This is a genomic window from Verrucomicrobiota bacterium (assembly GCA_016871495.1).
In the GTDB taxonomy this organism is placed as follows: Bacteria; Verrucomicrobiota; Verrucomicrobiia; order Limisphaerales; family VHDF01; genus VHDF01.
In genome coordinates this window covers 42,925-63,718 of the sequence record VHDF01000022.1, presented here as the reverse complement: position 1 = coordinate 63,718, position 20,794 = coordinate 42,925, and the positions used below count along the sequence as shown (strand labels likewise).

The following is a 20,794-nucleotide window of genomic DNA, read 5'->3' as shown; positions in this document are numbered from 1 at the left end:
TCATCACCGCCTCCGACATCCGTAAACAATCGCCCGAACAGCCGGCGTTCAAACGCTATTTCATGCACGGACTAGGCCATCCTCTGGGATTGGACGTCCATGACGTGGGGTTCACCACCGAACCCGTACAACCCGGATGGGTCATGACCGTGGAACCCGCCATTTACATTCCGGACGAAGGCTTTGGTATTCGCCTGGAGGATGACATCCTGGTCGGACGCGATGGAAATACCAACCTCATGGCCACGATACCCATCGAACCGGAGGAGATCGAATCACTCATGAAACACTGAAGCTTAAACCTGGAAACGGCAGGTGATCCGCATCGGACTTTCGCAGGATCTGGGCGGCAAAGGCCATTCTCAAGTTTCGATGGATCACCCCGCCCGGATCATGACCGAGCCCATGACGGCTCGGTCATGATCCGGGATTCGTGACAAGGATCTTCATGAGCCTTGCTTCAGTCGATGCGCCTCCCCATAGTCTCTCCACCAATGTGCGATGAACCGCTGCTGGAGCTGACGCTGCCCGGCTTGAAGAAACTGCGCGGCGGCAAAGTTCGGGAGATTTTCGAACTGGGGGATCACCTCCTGTTCGTCGCCACCGACCGTATCTCCGCGTTCGATTGCATTCTGCCCACCGGCATCCCCCGCAAAGGCGAAGTCCTGAGTCAAATCTCCCACTTCTGGTTCAACAAAACCGCTGGGATCATCCCCAACCATCGGGCTCAGTTCGCTGGAAAATCCCCAGAGTCCGTCATTCAGGAAATCGATCCCTCGCTCGTGGACCGTTCCATGATCGTCGAAAAGGCCCAACCGCTGCCCATCGAGTGTGTCGTGCGGGGTTATCTGGCCGGCTCGGGATGGAAAGAATACCGGCGCTCCGGCACCGTCTGCGGCATCCCTCTTCCCGAAGACCTGGCAGAATCCGCGGAACTTCCCGAACCCATCTTCACTCCCGCGACCAAGGCCCAAACCGGACACGACGAGAATATCTCCTTCGAGCAGGCAGGGAGCCTGATGGATCGCACTTTGCTCGAACAAGCCAGAGAAGCCAGCCTCAAGCTCTATAGCCTGGCCCGCGAATACGCCATCAAACGCGGCATCATCATCGCCGACACCAAATTCGAATTCGGACTTTTCCAGGGCCACTTGATCCTGATCGATGAAGCCTTAACCCCCGATTCCAGCCGTTTCTGGCCCGTCAACCTCTACACGCCCGGCACCAGCCAGCCGAGTTTCGACAAGCAATACGTGCGTGATTATCTCGAACAAATCGGCTGGAACAAACTCCCTCCCGCACCCGCGCTTCCCAAGGATGTCGTCATCCAGACTCGTGACAAATATTTGGAAGCCTACGCGCGCCTGACCGGGAACGTCCTCTGAAATCATGCTCCGGATCAGCATCATTCTCGGCCTCTGGAGTCTCATCGCAGGGACTGCCTACGCCGCCCAGGCGGAAACCCCTTCGCCCACCGGCAAATCTCCCATCCTGAAAGTGCTGCCGCATTTCCTGGATCAACAAGGCCGCGCCGCCCTGTCCCCCAGCCTTTTCGAAAGGGATGCTTACCAGGCCGAACTCCGGCGCAACCCTGAACGCTGTTCCGCCCTGCGCTACGACATCCTGCTCTCCCCACGCCCTTCCGCCTCAGGATCAGGTCCCCTGAAATTGAAAATGGAACTGCGCCTGGGAAACGGTTCCACCCAAATCCTCGAACGCGACTGGCAACCCAAGAGATTCCGGCGCACCTGGACTTCGCTGACCCTGGAAGGTGACGCCTTCGCTCAAGCCCGCGAAGTCTCCGCGTGGCGTGCCTCCCTGTGGGACGGGAACCGTCTGCTCGCCGAACAAACTTCCTTCCTCTGGTAAGCTCCATGCGCGTCCGCCTCCGCGGCCAACCCCGGGACATTCGCACCGTTCGATTCGACGCCCGCCGCAACGAGGTGATCCTCATCGATCAACGCCTGCTCCCCCATCAACTGGCCTTCCACCGCACCTCGGACTTTCGCCACACCGCCCGGGCCATCCGCGATATGGTCGTGCGCGGCGCCGGCGCCATCGGCGCCACCGCAGCTTTCGGACTCGCCCAAGGCATCCGCGCCTCCCGCGCTAAGACCCTTGCCGGACTGCGAAAGGACGCCTTGAAGGTGTGTGCCGCTCTCGCCCAAGCGCGCCCCACCGCCGTCGATCCCGTCAACGCCATGAACAGCATGCTGGCGGAACTCGAAAGCGCGGATTCCCCCATCCACTTCACCGAACTCGCGCTCACCTTGGCGGAGGCGTTTGCGGATGAGGACGTCCACCACTGTCTCGAACTCGGCCGGCATGGAGCTCAACTGGTCAAGAACGGGCACCGCATTCTGACCCATTGCAACGCGGGCGCCCTGGCGTTCGTTGATGTCGGATCCGCCACCGCCCCGATCTACGAAGCCCATCGCCGCGGCCGGCGCTTCGTCGTCTTTTGCGACGAAACCCGACCCCGCTGCCAGGGCGCTTCCCTCACCGCATGGGAACTCGGGCAACACGGTGTCGAACACGCCGTGATCGCCGACAATGCGGCCGGATACCTCATGCAACGTGGTCAAATCGACTGCGTGATCGTTGGCAGCGACCGCGTCGTGGCCCGCACCGGAGACGCGGCCAACAAAATCGGCACCTACACCAAAGCCGTGCTCGCCCACCGCCATGGCATCCCCTTCTACGTCGCCATTCCCCTCTCAACGCTCGATTGGCAACTGGAAAACGGCGCCCAAATCCCGATCGAGGAACGCGACCCCGAGGAAGTCCTCAGCGCCTGGGGATGGAACCGCAGGACAGGACGGACTCAAGTCCGAATCGCCGCCCCTGGCAGTAGAGCCCTCAATCCGGGCTTCGATGTCACCCCGGGCGCGCTGATCACCGGGTTCATCACCCCTCGCGGCATCATCGCCCCTCAAGCGCTTTGGACGAATCGTCAGCGACTCGGATGCCCAAGAGCGATTTGACACCTTCGCGGAGGGGTGTTGATCTTGATCTCGGAGCGCGCCGTTCACGGCGCCTCACCGTGGACAGCTTGACGACGTGATTGGGCCGAGGAGTTCGCTGGGGGCAAAGTTCTCGGGCTCGGTGATCCCAACCTTCGAATCGAATGATGAGACAGAGCAGGAAGGGTATCTCACGGAACCACGAAGGCACGGAGAGAGGGGAAGCATGCTTGAACCGGTGAACGAGACGGGCTTCGGATGCTTTCTCCCCGTGTCTCTGTGCCTCCGTGAGAGCCGTCCACCTCCTGGAACAACGCCGCTCAAACCGCCTAGGACTTCGCGATGACCTCGGCCGTCGTGGTTCCGCTTTGCCGGTTCGAGATCACGCTGGTTTCCATTGCGTTCGTCGCGGGTTGGGTGCGAGGCCTTTTGCTTTTCCGCGCGCAGAGGCCGCGAAGGACGCAGAGACTGGGAGCGGAGTGCGCTTGGCGTACCCCATGCCGTTGACCTCAACAGCCGAACCATCGAGGGTGAACGTGAGTCAAGTGGACCGGAGTTAGCGCGTCATCGTGATCGGGAGGGCGAGGTTCCACCCGAGCCCTGGACAATCCTCAACCCGGGTGATCGAGCGAGTCGTCACTCCGTCAACACGCGTGCAGGCGAATGATTCTTTAGGGTAGGTGAGCAGCTCAATTGGCGTTCTTGGATCCTGCGGAGAAATCAGGGCTGGGGTGGAACCTCGCCCTGCCGATGATGATGGGTTGGCGCTGACCACACCCGCGGTTGGGCCGGGCGATGCGAAGATCGGCTAGGGACGGAGATCTTGAATGTCCCACCTTCGCTATCCGCGCCATCCCCGGTCAATGGGCTTTCTCGTGTTTCAACCACAAAACACATGAGTGGAGTGCATCGAAGCCTCGATTTCGAGGCCTGCCAGGCTTTTTCCAACCGCGGATGTCGCGAATTTTTCACGGATAGACCGAGGACTTGATTCCGGAAGTCAGACAGAATGGAAAGGCGGCGCATCCCGATGTTGCCGGTGATGCAGGTAGGGCGCGTCCGTCCCGGCGCGCCGCCGGAGCATGATGTTTTGCATCCAGTGGGCGGCGGGCTGGGACAGGCCCGCCCTACCAACAACATCGGGATGCACGGATGGAAAGGGAACTCAGCCGGGCTGCCTTGACACCCTTCCACAGCTCTGGCTTGCTATCCGCGCGTTTAGGACGCGTCCCGGTCCGCGGAAAGGGCTTAGCCCACCTGCCCATGTCGTCAACATGACAACCTTGATGCTGCCTGTTCGCGGACTCCAGGCGATAGCAGAAAGGTTCCATGCCCCAGTCGCTTCCTCCGCGGCCCAATCTTGAGCACCTCAAGAATCAGGCCAAAGATCTCCTCCGTTCATACCGTGCCGGCGATCCGTCCGCAGCGCGGCGGTTTCGTGAAAGCTCTCAAAGCGGGCAAGATGTTCCCGACGCGCCTCACCCCGCCCCGTCAATCTCGCTCGCGAACGCTCAATGCGTCATCGCCCGCGAATACGGCTTTGAAAGTTGGACCAAGCTCAAGGAACACGTCGAAGCCGTGCGGCTCGATTCGGGCGATCCGATGGAGTTATGCCACGAAGCCTTCAAGGAGGACGATGCGGCCTTGCTGCGCCTCGTGCTCGAGCGTCACCCCGCCCTCAAAGCCCGCATTAATGACCCCATCGGTCCGTTCGATTCGCCCCCCCTCCTCAATGTACGCAGTCGCGCCATGCTGGACGTCTTGCTGGAGGCCGGCGCGGACATCAACGCCCGGAGCCGTTGGTGGGCCGGCGGATTCGGGTTGCTGGACCAAGCGCCGCCAGAACTCGCGAACTACGCGATCCAGCGCGGAGCGGTCATCGATGTTCACGCTGCCGCCCGGCTCGGCTTCTTGGAGAAACTGCGGGAACGGGTCGAGGCCGACCCGGCGTTGGTTCATGCCCGCGGAGGCGATGGCCAAACTCCCCTGCATTTCGCCAGTACCGTCGAGATCGCGGCCTTTCTCCTCGATCACGGCGCGGAGATCGACGCGCGTGACGTGGACCACGAATCGACCCCAGCCCAATACATGCTCAGCGACCGCCAGGACATCGCGCGGTTCCTGGTGCAGCGCGGATGTCGAACCGACCTGCTCATGGCCGCCTCGCTGGGTGACTTGGCATTGACCCGACGGCATCTCGACGCGGACCCCGGCTGCATCCATCTGCGGGTTACGGACGAGTTCTTCCCTAAATCCCGATCAAGGTCAGGAGGAACGATTTATCAATGGACACTTGGCTGGCACGCATCCCCGCACGAAGTGGCGGAACGATTCGGCCACGTGGATGTCGCGCGGTTGCTTCAGGAACGCAGTTCTGTCGAAGTGCGACTGATCGTCGCCTGCTGGGCGGGGAACGAGGATGCCGTCGGAGCGTTGTTGGGCGAGCATCCCGGACTCACCGCGCGATTGTCCGAAGCCTATCGCCGCCATGTCGCCCACGCCGCGCGCAACAACAAAACCGACGCCGTGCGCCTCATGCTGGAAGCGGGTTTGCCCATCGACGCATTGGGACAGCATCGCGCCACGCCGTTGCATTGGGCGAGTTTTCATGGCAACGCGGACATGGCCCGCGTTCTCCTTCGATACAATCCGCCGCTCGAAGCCAGGGATGCCGATTTCGCCAGCACGCCACTCGGTTGGGCTATTCACGGCTCGCAGCACGGCTGGCACTGCAAGTCGGGGGATTACGTGGGCGTGGTCACACAGTTGCTGGCGGCCGGCGCCAAGATTCCCGACCGGAATGACGGCTCCGAAGAGGTAAAAGCCGCGATCCGCGCCGCGACCTCGACGCCACCTCGCCGCTAAGAAGAAATCGCAAGGAGGGCGTAAGTTCTCTGGGGACGGCGTGAATTCCCTGGGGACAGAGATCTTGCAGATGATCGAAATCTTGCCCCATTTCCCTCTTCGCTGTTTTCATGAACTTCGGTGATTCCACTCATGGTTCGAACCCGGCGTGAAGCCGTGACCTTCGGAGCGCGCCGTTCACGGCACCTCAGCGTGGACAGCGTGACGACGTGGTTGGCCCGAGGAGACTGGAGCTGAAATCGCGTCACCCCGCATCCAGCGGACTTCTGACCTCCAATCCCGGCGCTGGCTTTACGGGTGATGGCAGATCGACTGGAGCATGGAGAGCCTATTCCAGAGTTGGTTGACGTGTTCTCAGTCGCCGCATGAGCCCGTGGGGTTCGAAGAAGGCGCGGTTGGTTTTGGCGGCTCTACTGGGGATCGGATGGCAAATCAAGCGGCAGTCCGTTGGATCCTTTGGCTCCATGCGATGCCGCGGTGGAAACAGGACTCCAGCCTCCGCCAAGCGCCTTGTATAATCGAATCAAGTGCTTGGCCAAAGTTTGATCGCTTTCCACTACTCCAGCCTGGGCTTCCAAGTCCACTCGCTGCGCTTCCAAGACGTCCTGAAAACCCGTGACACCGGCCTCGTAACGATCCGAAGCCAGCCGTGAGGCCAGGGCTGCCGCTTTCCCGGCTTCCCGCAGCATGTGGTTTCTTTCCTGCTCGCGACCGAATCCCACCAATGCCGTCTCCACGTCTTCCAAAGCCTTGGCGATCGCCTGTTCATAACGAATCCAGGCCTGGCCTCTCCGAGCGTCCTGGATTTCCACATGACGCCGGATCCTCCCTGCGTGGAGAATCGGCCAGCGAATCGAGGGTCCCAAAGACCAAAACCGGCTCCCTCCGTCCAAAAAATCCGAGGCTTCCACACTCTCGAGTCCGGCGGCACCGGTCAGGTAAAACCGTGGAAACCATTCCGTCCGCGCCAATCCCGCTCGGGCGGTGGCGGCGGCCAGCTCCCGCTCCGCCTTCCGCACGTCGGGCCTGCGCTGCAAAAGTTCGGAAGGCAATCCGATCGGAACCCTCAATTCAGTTTGAGCAAGAGTGGGGCTCAACGGTTCTGAGGGCTCCGTCGCTGAGGCCGGCCGGCCCTCCAGGACCGCCAAACGGTGCCAAGCTCGCCGGGCTTGCTCTTCGAGTTCAGGGATTCGGGCCTGGGTGGAATGCCATTGCGCTTGAGCCCGTGCCTCGTCCAACTCAGTTCCCACCCCGGCCCGGCGCCGATCCGAGGCGAGCGCGAGCGTCGATTCATGAACCCGGGCGTGATCCCGGGCCAGCTTCGACAAGCGAGTCGCGGCACCATAATCAACCCACGCCAGCCCCGTTTCCGCCAGCACCTGAATCTGGACGTCGCGTCGATGTTCCTCGGCCACCTCCCAATCCGCGCTCGCCGCTTCGGCACCCCAACGAACCGCTCCGAAGACATCAATCTCCCAACTCGCATCCACTCCCGCGTGAAACAGATTGTTCTCGAGCGGTTGCCCCGCCTGGCGGATTTGCCTGCCGTTGAGCGACTCCCCGCTCAATCGTGAGCGGCCGGTCTGCGCCGCGCCATCCAGTTTGGGATGAAGCGGAGTCCGCGCCAATCCCGCCGCCGCTCTCGCCTCCTCCCAACGCGCGCCCGCCAAACGCAGATCGTGGTTGGCCTCCAGCACCCGCGCCATTCGTGCGTCCAACTCGGCGTCGCGAAACACCTTCCACCACTCCAACCCTTGGTCCGGAGCCCGCGCCTCCTCCGCCAAGGCGCTCCCGCTCTCGATGAAACGAGCCGGCAAGTTTGATGCGGGCCTGACATCCATCTCGCCCACCCGGCAACCCGCCGCGAGCGCAAGCACGGAAACGATCATCACCCAAGTCGCGGGTTGCTTCATAAACTCGTTGCGGCGCGGGAAGAGTTCGCGGATCCCGGAATGGGATCGGCTTCGATGAAGACATCCATCTGTTGACCGACAATCAAAGAGGAAGTCGGCGCGTCCACCCGGTAAATCACCTGGAGCACCCGAGTGTCCACGCGCTCTGAACTGGATCCCGTGAGCGAGCGTTTCGGCACCACCAGCGGTTCGAATCGGATGAAGGCGGCTGGAAAACTCAAGGCCGCATTGCCGCGCACCTGCGCCACCGCCCGCGCGCCTGGCTTAACCCGCCAGGCCTCGTGCTCGTCCACGTCGGCGCGAACGTGCAGAACGGAGACATCACCCAAAACCAGCCACGGATCGGCGGCCGGGCCGGCGGGCGCAAACTCCCCCGCCCTGATGCGCAACTGAAGCACACGTCCAGCCCTGGGAGCGGTCACGGTACTTCGTTCCAATTCCACCCGAACCTTGTTCAGCGCCACCATCACCAAACCCTCCGCGGCCCGCGCCCAACCGACCTCCGCTTCCGCCGCTTCACGCTCGGCTTCCATCACCTCCATCGCACCCTTTCGCCTCGACAGCTCCTCCGCGCTGAGGCTCCGGGAATCCTTCAGGGCGTTCGCGAACTGCCAGTGCCGCTTGGCATCCTCATAGCCTGAGTCCGCCTTCCGGACCCGGGCCAGCGCTGAAAGCACCGCCGCCCGCTTCAACGCGAGATCACTCTCACGCTCGGCCAACTCGGCTTTCAGCGTGCGGGTGTCAAGTTTGACCAGCGCCTGGCCTTTCGCCACTTCATCCCCGGTTTGCACCAAGACCTCCTCCACCACCCCGGGCAAATGGGAGGCCAAGGAGATGTTTTCCGAGACAGGCTCGACGATCCCCACGGCGGCGACTCGGTGCGTAAACTCCGCTCGCGGCGGCGGAGAAGACGGTTCGGCAGCGAGCTTGGCGGGCTGGGTTCGGACCACAGAAAACGTGGCGAGAGCCAGGATGGCCGCGGCGAAGAGCGGCAGCAGGAAGTGCTTCATAGAGAGAAGGAGTTGGAAACAGAGGGCAGACCGCCTTCGACGCTGGTGATGCGACCGTCGTCCATATGCGCGATGGTGTGGGCGAAATGAAAGACGCGGTTGTCATGCGTCACCACGATAACGGCCCGGCCTGGAACGACGGCTGACCCGACGAGCAATTCCATGACCCTTTCTCCCGTGACATGATCCAAGGCAGCGGTGGGCTCGTCGCAAACGATCAGCCGGGGTTCATGCACAAGCGCCCGCGCCAGCGCGACACGCTGCTGCTGGCCTCCGGACAGTTTGGACGGCATGGATGACGCCCGATTCTCGAGTCCCAGGCGGGAAAGCATGGCCCGGGCGCGATCCACGGCCTCGCGGCGTGGCACTCCGGCAGCGAGCAGGGGGACGGCCGCATTTTCGGCGGCGGTCAACGCGGGAAGGAGGTTGTATTGCTGGAAGACAAAGCCCAGGGACTGGCGGCGAAAGACGATGCGTTCGTGCGCGGAACGATTCGCGATGTTCTCGCCGAACAACTCGACATGGCCGCCGCTCGCTTCGAGCAGGCCCGTGATGACGGAGATCAAGGTGGTCTTCCCGCATCCGCTCGGGCCCACCAGAAAGGTCAACTGCCCCGCTTGGGCCTCAAAGTTCACTCCGCGCAGAGCCTCGATGCGGGCGTCTCCGTCGCCAAAGAATTTCTTCAGATCGAAACAACGAACGGCGCGGGTGTTGGAATCCTGAAGGTGCATTCGGAAAGCGGTTTCAGCCTCGAAACACCACGGCAGGTTCGAGCACCCACACCCTTCTCAAACTCAAGAGGCTCGCCGCGAGGACGACCAGGAGCATCAACACGCCCACTCCCACCACGTTTTGCCACATGAGGATGATGCCTCGCGTCGGAAGTTGCCGGCTGAAGAACTCAAAGAACAACGCGGCCATTCCGGTGCCCAGCGCAAAGCCGATGAATCCCACCATGGCCGCCTGGAGCATGATCATGCCGGCCAAACGCCGGTCGGAAACGCCGATCGCTTTAAGGGCTCCAAACTGCCTCAAATGCTCCACCGTGAAGAGGTAGAAGGTCTGGCCGGACACCACCAGTCCAACAATGACCGCGATCGAAATGGTGATGCCGAAATTGACCGGGATTCCAGTGTGCTTCATGTAATAAAGGATGCAGTCCCAGCTGAATTCATGGGACGTGCGGGCGCGCAAACCCGTGCGCTCCTCAAGGCGGCGAGCCAGTGTTTCAGCCGAAAGTCCCGGCACCGGGCGTCCGACGACGAAGGACATCTGTTGGCGCTCCCGCCCCTGGAACTGCACCGCAACACTGTAGCGGGCGTGCAATACCGGAAAATTCACGAAAGGAGGCTTGGCCTCCGAAATCCCAACAATGCGGGCCTGGTGGTCGTTCATCTCCAACCTTCGGCCAAGCTCCAGCGGCTCGCCTGGAAACAGCAACGCGTAGCCCGCTCGATCGATCACCACCGCGTCGGGCTCGTTGAGACGCTCCCAGCTCCCGAGCACCATGGTCCGCGGCACCCCGATCAAGGTGGCATCGTCCAAACCCATGACCACGGTCTGGGAGAAACGTCCGGAGGCGGTGCGCGCCACCGGATTGCTCTTGAACAGGCGGACGGCAAACTCCACTCCCTCGACTCCGCGAACGCGCAAGAGATCCGTCTCTTTCAAGGGCTTGGTCTCCTCGAAATACTGCGTGGCCGGATCCATCACCCAGACACTCGCCTCGGGCACATCCTTGATCTGGCTGGCCGTCCGGCTCAGGATGCCGGCGAAGATGCTCGTCTGGTTCTCGAGCAGGAAGGTGCTGAAGGCGATGGCGAAAATCAGCCCCAGATACTTGGCGCGATCGCCCGTGAGCATGCGCAGGGCGACAAAATTCATACCCGCACGACCCCAACGAATTCTTGACCACAAGTCATATTTTTCACGCTCGAAACCATGATGCCTCCGGAAACACTTGAGCCTTGATGCGGCGGTCGGTGGAGGCGTAATCCCAATCCTTCAGCAGCGGTTTCCACCCCCAGCCGTCGCAGACCAAATCCTGGTTCCGCCGCACGGCAGCGATCGGATCCTTGATCGAGCAGATCATTTGAATGTCCGGCTCCATCGCCGCGATATGACTCCCCATGGTCACCGAGATCAGGCTGAAGGTCACCTCCTGCGGCGAGGCGCGGGGAGGCAAATCCTCCAGACGGACGGCTTCGTTGACGATGCTGCTGACGATTTGAAACAGGCGTCCCGCCTGGACGGCGTGCAATCGCTTCCGACCCTCCGAGGCCCGGCCCCAAAAACTGTTCGAGCGCAGCATCAGTTCGACGTGAAAAAAATCCCGGTGCGCCACCGCGAACTGGCAGCATGCGAAACCGATGGCCCGCATGCGCTCGCGTGTGCGGCCCGTGAACGTGGAGGCCTTCTCAAACAAATCCGCCCGCTCGCGCAAGGCCCGCGTCGCCACCGCCAGCACCAGGTCCTCCTTCGTTTCAAAATGGAGGTAAATCGTCCCTTTCGAATACTCGATCTGGCCCGCCAGCTCATCCAGGTTCAGATCCTGAAAACCATCCCGCGCCAGGAGCCGGCTGGCCTGCTCCACCATCAAGTCCTCCCGTTGCGCCCTCTCCCGGTCCTTGCGTTGCTTCGTGGCCGACACGCTGCAAATCCTCTCTTTGTGTGACTGTAAGTCAAATCATTTGTGTGAGTCAAATTGATGCTCTTGGTCCTGTTCGATTTCGATTTGAATTCACCTCCTCCCCGCCCCAAGATCTCCGCCCTTTAACTTGGCATGCAACGCACACATCATTGCAATGAGCTGCGGCCCGAGCATCTCGGCGCGGCCGTCGTCCTCGAAGGGTGGGTTCACTCCCGCCGTGACCTGGGCGGACTCCTCTTCATCGACGTTCGCGACCGCGAAGGCCGCACCCAAACCGTCTTCGACCCCTCCGTCCTCCCCGTCCCCGATTTCGAGCGCGCCGCCTCCCTCCGCAGCGAATCCGTCGTCCGCGTGCGCGGCACCGTGCGTCAGCGCCCCTCCGGCACCGACAACCTCAAAATCCCCACCGGCCAAATCGAGGTGAGCGTGTCCTCGTTCGAGTTGCTCAACCCCTCCGAAGTCCTCCCTTTTCCGGTCGATGACCCGGAGGTCTCCGCCAAAGTCAATGAGGAGCTCCGGCTGCAATACCGTTACCTGGACCTGCGCCGCCCCGAAATGGCCCGCCATCTCCGACTCCGCTCCAAAACCGCCATCGCCACGCGCCAGTTCCTCGACGAACAAGGGTTCCTCGAGGTTGAAACCCCCACCCTCTTCAAATCCACCCCCGAGGGCGCCCGGGAATTCCTGGTCCCCAGCCGCGTTCACCCAGGCGAATTCTATGCCCTGCCTCAGTCCCCCCAGCAGTTTAAGCAAATCCTGATGGTCGCGGGCGTGGAACGATATTTCCAACTGGCCCGCTGCTACCGCGACGAGGATCTGCGGGCTGACCGCCAGCCTGAATTCACCCAGGTCGATATCGAGATGAGCTTCATCGAGCGCGAGGACATCTACACGCTGATTGAGGGACTCCTGCGCCGCATTTGGAAAACCGCGCTGGGCATGGATCTTGCCACCCCGTTCCCCCGTCTCAGTTTTCGGGAGGCTCTCGACCGGTTCGGCATTGACAAGCCCGATACCCGGTTCGGCATGGAACTGGCCGATTTGAGCGAGGAATTCAAAGGCTCATCCTTCAAGGTGTTTAGCGGCGCCATCGCCGCCGGAGGCGTGGTCAAGGCGATCAATGCACGCGGCCTGGCCGGCGCGACCCAGGGGCAAATCGAAACCATGACCGAATACGCGAAAGGTTTTGGCGCCAAGGGCCTCGCCTTCATCAAGGTCGAAAACGGGGAATGGAAATCGCCGATCGTCAAATTCTTCTCCCCCGCAGAGCGCGCCGCCTTGCAGTCCAAGTTATCCATCGAGGAGGGTGACCTCATCCTCTTCGCCGCCGACCAATGGCTGACGGCATGCGAAATCCTGGGAAAAATCCGGCTCTATTGTGCCGACCTTCTCAAGAGCCAGGGCAAACTTATCCTGGACCCGAAGCAGTTCAGCTTCCTGTGGGTCGTGGATTTCCCGCTGCTCAGTTACGACAAGGAATGGGGGCGCTGGTATTCAAGCCATCACCCCTTCACCGCTCCGGTTGAGGCCGACATTCCCCTGTTGCAATCGGATCCGAAAGCGGTGCGGGGCCAGCACTACGACATCGTCGTCAACGGGGTCGAGCTGGGCGGCGGCTCCATCCGCATTCATCAGCCGTCCGTGCAGCAAACGGTGTTCGAGGAGATTTTGCGCATTCCGCCGGAAGAAACCGCGCTGCGTTTTGGCTACATGCTGGAGGCTTTCAAGTTTGGAGCGCCACCGCATGGAGGAATTGCCCTTGGATTCGACCGGCTGGTCGCCATGCTGTGCGGCACTTCAAGCATCCGGGACGTGATCGCTTTTCCCAAGACCGCGAAGGGCACCTGCCTGATGACCGCCTCGCCTTCCAACGTCACTCCGCGCCAGCTTCGGGATCTCCACCTCGAAGTGAAAGCAGCGCCTCTGCGATAATCGTCACTTGGGGTGCCTCCCAGCGCTCCTTGGCCTCTCTCCCAGGCTCCAAGTCCTGGGGGCCATGCCGGTCATGACTTTCCCGGCAGGATCGGGCTCTGGGAGCGTGCAGCTCCCAGATCCTCCAATCGGGACCTGCGACGGCTTGAAGGGTGCCAGGTCAGGATGCCTCCTGCAGAGAGACCTTCAATCTGAACGGTGCATCCCGATGTTGCCGGTGATGCAGGTAGGGCGCGTCCGTCCCGGCGCGCCGCCGGAGCATGATGTTTTGCATCCCGTGGGCGGCGGGCTGGGACAGGCCCGCCCTACCAACAACATCGGGATACACGGCAATCTGAAGGTTTGATCAGTAAGGACTTTTCCGAGTGCCCGGGATACGTTACGATGGAGCCCATGTTCAGAGTCAGGTGGATCCAGGGATGGTTTGCCTTGCTCCTCTTTGCGACTCCCTCACCCACGCGGGGCGCTCCATCGCCCGAGCCAATCGTCTCCATCCGCAAGGCCCTCGAACTCTCACGGGAGCAAGCCATAGCCGGTCCTCCTTTCCATATTCGCGGTGTCGTGACTTATTCCGATCCGTTTTCCAACACCCAGTTTCTGCAGGACGAGACCGGCGGCATTTCCTGGTCCATGGCCCGGGGAGCCGCTCCGTTCCAGGCCGAAGCCGGTGACTGGATTGAGCTTAAAGGCATCGTCACCGCTGGTGGGTTCGCCCCGGTTCTGATCCCCAATCATGCCGTAAAACTGGGGACGAAGGCTCGGCCGACCCCCAAACCAGCGAGCTTGGATCGCCTTCTCACTGGGAAAGAAGACTCCCAATTGATTTCCGCGGTGGGGTTCTGCAGGGTTTTCGCCGGGTGGACCACAACTATGAGCTGTATGTCCATACCCCGGCCGGGACGTTCACCGCCTACCTCTTCGCGGGCAAGGAGGACGCCACGCCGCGGGCATGGCTGGACAGCGAGATTCGCATGGTGGGTGTTTGCATTAGCAAGTTCACCCGGCGAAACCAGTTGATCGCTTTCGAACTCTTGGTGCAGGAATCCAAGGATGTCACCCTACTCTAGAATGCTCCTCCGGATCCTTTTCTCCTCCCGGAGACAACCATCGATCGCATTCTGACGTATTCGCCCACGTCCGCTTCAAGCCATCGCGTCCGGGTCAAAGGCATCACCACTTTTGCCGGAGAGGACGGACTCGCCTTCATCCAGAAGGGCGGCCAAGGGCTGAAGATGGAACTGGCCCCCGGGGAAACCCTGGCGCCAGGGGAGTCCGTCGAGGCGGTGGGATTCCCCGTGGCAGGATTCTACGGCCCCGTCCTCCGCCATGTCATTGTCCGCAGGGGTGCCCGGGTGGAAATGCCGTCGCCGCAGGTGCTGGATCAATCGAATTTCAACGGAAACATCGATGCCTTGCGGGTGCGGGCGAGGGGGGAATTGATCGAGGTTCAGCGGAGCCGCAACCTCCTGACTCTCCGACTGCGCGCCTACGGTTCAACCTTTGAGGCGCGCAGCAGAATCGCCTCGACTGGCAACACCCGGCCGAAATTCGAGGAGGGCGCGGAAATCGAGGTGGTCGGCGTGGCGGACGTGGCCGATGAAGGCTACATGGGAAGGCTCGAACTGCAATTGATGGTTCAAAGTCCCGGCGACATGAGCGTGATCGCGAGCGCCCCCTGGACGCGAAGCTTTTTCGCGCCACGAATCATGTTCGGATTGACCTTGGCTTGCGGCTTGGGCGCCCTTTGGGTGATCTCGCTCCGCAACACCGTCAAGAGGCAAACGGAGGCCCTCCAGCGGCGCAATGAAAGTGAAATGGCGATGGAACGCCGCTGGCGCGAGATGGCAGAGAACGCCTCGGATATCATTTTCACCCTCAACCTCGAGGGCCGGATCACCGGGATTAATCCGGCGGTTCAGAAGATTCTGGGCTATTCGGAATCAAGCATGATCGGAGTCCGACTGGACTCCCTCCTGGCTTCCGAGAGCCGGGACATTCTGAAGCTGTTGTTGACAGGTCGGACCGGGGAGTCCCCGGGCCAGGGGGTCTTTCAAGTCCAGGCCAGTACGAGAGAGGGGGCGGCCCGCATTCTGGAAATCAGTTCGCGGAATATCCACAAGGACGGGCATCCGTTCGAAATCCAATGCATCGCGAGGGATGTCACGGATCGCGAAAGAAATCGCAAGGATGCGGAAATTCGCCGGCAGGCGCTCCAACGAGCACGGGATGCGGTGACGGAACTGGTCCGGGACCGAGCCTTCCAGGACGGCAATCTCACCCAGCGCCTCGGAGCTGTCGCCGAAGCCGCCCTGCGGGGTGCGGACGCTGTTCGCGCCAGCGTCTGGATGCCGGACGAAAAGGAGTCGACTCTCTCCAGGAAGGAATGCCGCGATCTCGAACATCCCCTGCGCTCGCCGGAAAGGTCCATTCCCTTGGACCGAGCACGCGTGCTGATCGACATCCTGGAAAGCACGCGCTGCTTATCCACGGAGAATGCTGCTTCCAATCCGGGAGCGCGCTTGCTGCAGGACTTCGGCGCCGAGACAGGGCTTTCCCGCCCCATGATGGTGGCGGGGATCCACCTTCACGGAGAGTGGTGCGGATGTCTGGCGGTGGAAGCGTCCACCGCCCCTCGGACCTGGCTGAAGGAAGAGGAAATGTTCGTGGCGTCGGCGGCTGATTGCGCAAGCCTGGCCGTGGGCGAGGAGCACAACCGCCAGATGGCGGAGGCGCTGCGGCTCAGCGAACGGCGCTTGAGGGAAATCGTCAACAGCCTTTCGGAGGGTGTGCTCCTTCTGGACCATCAAGGCATGCTCCTGAATCGCAATCCGAGCGCGGAGCGCATCCTCGGATTAAGCATCGAGTGCGCCCAAGGCAACAGCTTCCTGGCCGAACGCGACTGGCACTTTTTGAGAGAAGACGGATCCCCGATGAGCCGGGAGGAAATACCCATGGCGCGCACGTTGAAGGAAGGCAAGACGACGCAGAACGAAGTGATCGGCATTCGCCCTCCCGGCGGAAAACTCCTGTGGTTGTCCATGAATTCCTCGCCTTTCGCCATGCCGGGATTAGGCGGTCCCACCGGTGCGGTGGTCTCGTTTTTCGACATCACCTCTTTGAAGCAGGTTGAAGCCGTGTTGAAAGCCAGTGAGGAACGCTACCGAAGTCTGGTCGAGAACTTGAATGACCTCGTGGCCGAAGTGGCTTCGGACGGACGCGTGGTCTATGCAAACCCAAGTTGGGCAGCCGTGCTGGGTTATCCGCCATCAGCGTTGCTCGGCAGGGATTTTCTGGCGCGAGTGCATCCGGAAGACCATGCGGCCGCGAGCAACAATTGGGCCCGCGAATTGCCGGTCGTGCTCCGTTTCCGACATCGCGAAGGGGGCTGGCGGCTGCTGGAATGTTCGGTCCGCACATTCTCGACGGCGGCAGGTGAAGAACGGGGCGTCATCATCGGAAGGGATATCACGAGCCGGGTCGAATCTGAGAACCAGCGCCGCCAGTTGCAAGAACAGGTCTATCAGGCCCACAAGATGGAATCCTTGGGAACGCTGGTCGGCGGCGTTGCCCACGACTTCAACAACCTTCTGGCCACCATCATCGGCAACGTGGACGTGTTGGTGATGGACACTCCCCCGCACCATCCCAACTATGAAGCCATCTGCGACATCGTCAAAGCCACCCACCGGGCCAGGGAGCTCGTGCATCAAATCCTCACGTTCAGCCGCAAACAGGAGCAACCGCGCGTCCCCGTTCAACTTGGGGATGTGCTGAAGGAAACCCTCCGGCTTCTGCGACCCAGCTTTCCGGCGGGTATTCAGCCGGAAATCGAGATCGAAGGACCTGATCCAGCCCTGACCGTCGTGGCCAGCCGGGTCCGCATGGAACACGTCATCCTCAATCTGGCTTCCAACGCAGTGGCGGCGATGAAGTCCTCCGGCGGACGTCTCTTTCTTTCCCTGAAACCCTGGCGCGCGAACGGCTCGAATCACGGCTTCCGGCCCGATCCGAAGCCCATTCCTTACGTCGCCCTCACCGTCGAAGACGAGGGAGAAGGCATCCCTCCGGAGATCCTGCCGAGAATCTTCGAACCCTTCTTCACAACCAAACCCCCTGGAGATGGAACCGGCCTTGGGCTCGCCGTCGTCCACGGGATCCTGCACGATCACGATGCGTGCGTTTCGGTCCAGAGCATTCCCGGCCAAGGGACTCGTTTTACCCTGCTTTTTCCCGCCGCCGCCCCGGATGGGATGCCCCAAGTCGAAGGAAGGTCTGGACGAATGCCGATCTTGGGACGGAACGAGCGGGTCGTCATTGTGGACGACGAGGAGAACCTTGCCCGGCGTCAAGCGGCGTTTCTCCATTCACTGGGATATCAAACGCAGGCGTTCGGTGATGCGTTCCAAGCCCGCGACGCCTTGTTGGGAGAGGGCGCCCCCATCGATCTGCTGATCACGGATTTCAACATGCCCGGTTTATCGGGAGTCGAGCTGGTTCAAGCCCTCCGGCCCCATCACCCGCGGCTGCAGGTCATCCTGTGCACAGGTTTGCTGGACGGCGGCCTTCCTCAAGCGGCTGATTCGGCGGGAATTCAAGTATTGCTGACGAAACCCGTGCCCAGCGACGCTTTGGCGAAAACGGTGGATGAAATTCTGCACCCCCAGGTCAATTCGAGTCTTGGGCCCTCGCTCGTCTTGGAGTAAACTCGCCTCGTGATATCGGACTCCCACAACTTGGAGCGGCTCTGCCAACGCATTGCTCGGAGTCCGTTCGTGGCGGTGGACACCGAAGCCGACAGCCTCCACGCCTACCCTGAAAAACTTTGCCTCATCCAGATCGCAGTCGACAGCGGCGAGGAACTGGTCGACCCGCTCTCCCCATTGAATCTCTCGCCACTGTGGGAAATCTTGAAGGATCGAACCCCGATTTTCCACGGCGGAGATTATGACCTTCGATTGCTGCATCGGACGGCAGGTTTCATTCCGAAGGCCATCTGGGACACCATGATCGCCGCGCGCCTTCTGGGCAGGCCTGAATTCGGGCTCGTCTCCCTTGCGGATCAAATCCTGGGGGTGCGGCTCGAAAAAAGTTCCCGCAAGGCGAACTGGGCCCTGCGCCCTCTCACCGAGCGCATGGTCGAATATGCCCTCAACGACGTCCGCCACCTGCGTGCCTTGAGCGAGCGGCTGCAGAGCGAACTTGAAGCCAAGGGCCGGTCCGCGTGGCTGGAAGAATCCTGCCAGCGTCTCATTTCAGCCTGCACCAGCCCCTCCGAAGAAAACCCCGATGAGGTTTGGCGAGTCAAAGGCTGCCACCGTCTGTCCCGGCGCGGCATGTCCGTGCTTCGCTCAGTCTGGCGTTGGCGGGAACATCAAGCGGTGACCACCAATCGCCCCCCCTTCTTCATTCTCGGTCACGAACAGATGGTGGCGGTCGCCGCGATCGCCACTCAACCCGGTTTCTCACCCGACAAGGCTCCCCTTCCCCACCGCTGGAGCTCCCTGAAAAGGAGCGGATGCCTCGCCGCCATCCAGGAGGGCCTGCGCTGCCCGGAGGAACACTGGCCTGACTACCCGCAGCGGGTCGCCACGCGCTGGACCGATGCCGAGCGCAGCCGCTTCGAAAAGATCCAAGCGCTGCGCGACCAAGCCGCGCACAACGCCGGCCTCGATCCCACCCTCATCGCCAGCCGGGCCACCCTCGTTCAATTGGCCGGGGATTGGCAGGCAGCGTCCCAATCCCTGATGCGGTGGCAACTCGAACTGCTCCGACCGGCCATGCTTCCTCCCCAAGAGATCAACGGCCCACGACATCGTAAGCGAAACCCTTCAAGTATTCCGTCTCCGGAACCGACGGCAGTATCGGATGGTCATCCGGCTGCGTAAACTGACGCACCCGCCGGAGCACCCGCCGCGCATCGTAGGCGGCCCCCAGGATGACTTCCTCGAAGAGCGACGCGTCCACATGATGCGAGCAGCAGAAGGTCGCCAGCACTCCTCCCGGCTTCAAGAGTTTGAGCGCGCGCAGGTGAATCTCCTTGTAACCGCGCAAAGCGTCTCCCACCGAAGCGCGGTTGCGCGTGAACGAAGGGGGGTCGAGAATGATGAGGTCGAAACATGGAGCCGTTTTCCCGCCGGCCGCCGACGTCGCGGATTTGAGCCAGTCGAAGACATTGGCGGTCTCGAATGAGACCTTGGACGCCAACCGGTTGACTTCCGCCAGTCGCCGCGCCACCCCAATCGCCTCCTCACTCTGGTCCAATCCCAACACACTCGAGGCTCCCAACTTTGCGGCATGTAACGCGAACCCTCCTTGAAAACAAAACGCGTCGAGGACCGCTCCTCCCCCCGCCAAGGTCGCGGCGAGTTGATAATTCAGCTGTTGATCCAGATAAATCCCCGTTTTGTGGCCTGTCGCGAGGTTCACCTCAAAGTTCAGATTGTTCATCCGCACACTCAAACGGGCCAATTCCGCCTCCTCTAAACTCCCCGCCAGCACACCGCCGGCGTCCTCCATCCCCTCGAATTTGCGCGACCCCATGTCGTTCCGCTCCACCACGGCCCGCGGTTTCGCCACCCGGTTCAAGGCCTCCACAATCTCCCGTTTCCGCAAGTCCATCCCCAGCGAAGAGGTCTGCATCACCGCCACCCCTTCATACCAATCGATGATCAAACCACTCAAACCGTCGCTCTCCGCGTTGACCAACCGGTACGAGGAGGCGCCGGACATCCAACGACGACGATGTTCGAGCGCGGACTTGATCCGGGTTTCAAAAAAGTGAGCGTCCACGCGCACTCGCTCCCGGGCGAGCAGCCGTACTCGAATGCGGGAGCGGCTATTGAAGAACCCCGTGCCCAGCAACCGCTGGCGATGATCCTTCACCTGCACCACCTCACCGTCCTTGACCTCCCGCGTCACCCTCAACACGGAACCCTCGTAAAGCCAGGGATGGCCGGCCAGGAGACGGTCGGCCTCGCCCGGTTTCACCAACACAGTGGGATAGGATTCAGACGGAATGGTCGGCGTCATCGGACAGCAAACTCAACCGCTCCCCTTTCAACATTCAAGCCGGAACCGCCAAACAATTCGATGAATTCCCCCATAAACTTCTGGCCCAGCCTTCTGATAAACCGGGTGGACCCAGCCAAGTCCTCGGTGGTCGCGGAGAACCGCCACAGCGGACCGCCAGCCGCCACAAGCATTTGGGTGCCATGGTCGCTCGGTCCTTGCCCGCCCGCAGCGGAGCAGGGAGCGCAGCCCGACGACCGTGGCCCCTTTTTGTCGTTCCAGATTCGCCCCCCCTGTCGTGCGCCAACCGGGACTGTCATCCGAGCGTGAGATGGGTTGTGCCAAACCGGGTGCTCCCCGCCGACTGTGAGGTCGCGGATTTCCGTGTGGGGTGCCGTCCATCCCGAAATTGTGTGTCGTGTGGCGCAGGCTGACCAGCCTGCCGTATCGCCG

15 protein-coding genes and 1 pseudogene are annotated in these 20,794 nt (G+C 61.6%); 10 read left to right on the top strand and 6 right to left on the bottom strand.

Going from position 1 to position 20,794, the window contains the following annotated elements; all coding sequences use genetic code 11:
* From FJ404_07225 to FJ404_07200, 6 genes and pseudogenes are all read left to right on the top strand, one after another.
* Positions 1 to 293 (top strand): M24 family metallopeptidase (locus tag FJ404_07225; GenBank protein ID MBM3822659.1); only part of this gene is annotated, 293 nt, incomplete at its 5' end.
* Between the two features lie 201 nt (positions 294 to 494).
* Positions 495 to 1,385, top strand: a complete 891-nt coding sequence (locus FJ404_07220; GenBank protein MBM3822658.1) for a phosphoribosylaminoimidazolesuccinocarboxamide synthase — start codon at positions 495 to 497, stop codon at positions 1,383 to 1,385.
* Between the two features lie 4 nt (positions 1,386 to 1,389).
* The gene (locus FJ404_07215; protein MBM3822657.1) at positions 1,390 to 1,869 is read left to right on the top strand and encodes a hypothetical protein; all 480 of its coding nucleotides are present in this window, start codon (positions 1,390 to 1,392) and stop codon (positions 1,867 to 1,869) included.
* Between the two features lie 5 nt (positions 1,870 to 1,874).
* Positions 1,875 to 2,984, top strand: coding sequence for an S-methyl-5-thioribose-1-phosphate isomerase (gene mtnA / locus FJ404_07210; GenBank protein ID MBM3822656.1), 1,110 nt, complete (start codon positions 1,875 to 1,877; stop codon positions 2,982 to 2,984).
* 1,308 nt (positions 2,985 to 4,292) lie between these two features.
* Positions 4,293 to 5,828, top strand: coding sequence for an ankyrin repeat domain-containing protein (locus FJ404_07205; protein ID MBM3822655.1), 1,536 nt, complete (start codon positions 4,293 to 4,295; stop codon positions 5,826 to 5,828).
* Positions 5,829 to 6,113: 285 nt separating this feature from the next.
* A pseudogene (locus tag FJ404_07200) lies at positions 6,114 to 6,197 on the top strand (type II toxin-antitoxin system HicB family antitoxin).
* A gap of 41 nt (positions 6,198 to 6,238) precedes the next feature.
* Here FJ404_07200 and FJ404_07195 read toward each other — a convergent pair.
* The 5 genes from FJ404_07195 to FJ404_07175 are packed head-to-tail and all read right to left on the bottom strand — an operon-like array spanning position 6,239 to position 11,401.
* On the bottom strand, positions 6,239 to 7,741 hold the full coding sequence (locus FJ404_07195; protein ID MBM3822654.1) for an efflux transporter outer membrane subunit: 1,503 nt from the start codon (positions 7,739 to 7,741) through the stop codon (positions 6,239 to 6,241).
* Positions 7,738 to 8,751: a biotin/lipoyl-binding protein gene (locus tag FJ404_07190; protein MBM3822653.1), complete on the bottom strand. Its 1,014-nt coding sequence runs from the start codon at positions 8,749 to 8,751 to the stop codon at positions 7,738 to 7,740. Before FJ404_07190 ends, FJ404_07195 begins: the two co-directional genes overlap by 4 nt.
* Positions 8,748 to 9,482: an ABC transporter ATP-binding protein gene (locus FJ404_07185; GenBank protein ID MBM3822652.1), complete on the bottom strand. Its 735-nt coding sequence runs from the start codon at positions 9,480 to 9,482 to the stop codon at positions 8,748 to 8,750. The genes FJ404_07190 and FJ404_07185 overlap by 4 nt, the downstream gene beginning before the upstream one ends.
* A gap of 13 nt (positions 9,483 to 9,495) precedes the next feature.
* Positions 9,496 to 10,635, bottom strand: a complete 1,140-nt coding sequence (locus FJ404_07180) for an FtsX-like permease family protein (protein ID MBM3822651.1) — start codon at positions 10,633 to 10,635, stop codon at positions 9,496 to 9,498.
* A gap of 43 nt (positions 10,636 to 10,678) precedes the next feature.
* Entirely contained in the window at positions 10,679 to 11,401 is a 723-nt protein-coding gene (locus tag FJ404_07175; GenBank protein ID MBM3822650.1) for a TetR/AcrR family transcriptional regulator, read from the bottom strand.
* Between the two features lie 132 nt (positions 11,402 to 11,533).
* Between FJ404_07175 and aspS the strand changes: the two genes are divergently transcribed.
* The 4 genes from aspS (at position 11,534) to FJ404_07155 (ending at position 19,218) form a co-directional block, all read left to right on the top strand.
* Entirely contained in the window at positions 11,534 to 13,333 is a 1,800-nt protein-coding gene (aspS, locus tag FJ404_07170; protein ID MBM3822649.1) for an aspartate--tRNA ligase, read from the top strand.
* Between the two features lie 857 nt (positions 13,334 to 14,190).
* Entirely contained in the window at positions 14,191 to 14,400 is a 210-nt protein-coding gene (locus FJ404_07165) for a hypothetical protein (GenBank protein ID MBM3822648.1), read from the top strand.
* 165 nt (positions 14,401 to 14,565) lie between these two features.
* Positions 14,566 to 18,036: a PAS domain S-box protein gene (locus FJ404_07160; protein MBM3822647.1), complete on the top strand. Its 3,471-nt coding sequence runs from the start codon at positions 14,566 to 14,568 to the stop codon at positions 18,034 to 18,036.
* Between the two features lie 9 nt (positions 18,037 to 18,045).
* Positions 18,046 to 19,218 (top strand): ribonuclease D, encoded by a 1,173-nt coding sequence (locus tag FJ404_07155; GenBank protein ID MBM3822646.1) that lies wholly within the window; start codon positions 18,046 to 18,048, stop codon positions 19,216 to 19,218.
* Here FJ404_07155 and FJ404_07150 read toward each other — a convergent pair.
* Positions 19,130 to 20,362 (bottom strand): class I SAM-dependent rRNA methyltransferase, encoded by a 1,233-nt coding sequence (locus tag FJ404_07150; GenBank protein ID MBM3822645.1) that lies wholly within the window; start codon positions 20,360 to 20,362, stop codon positions 19,130 to 19,132. The genes FJ404_07155 and FJ404_07150 overlap by 89 nt on opposite strands.
* Between the last annotated feature and the right edge of the window lie 432 nt (positions 20,363 to 20,794).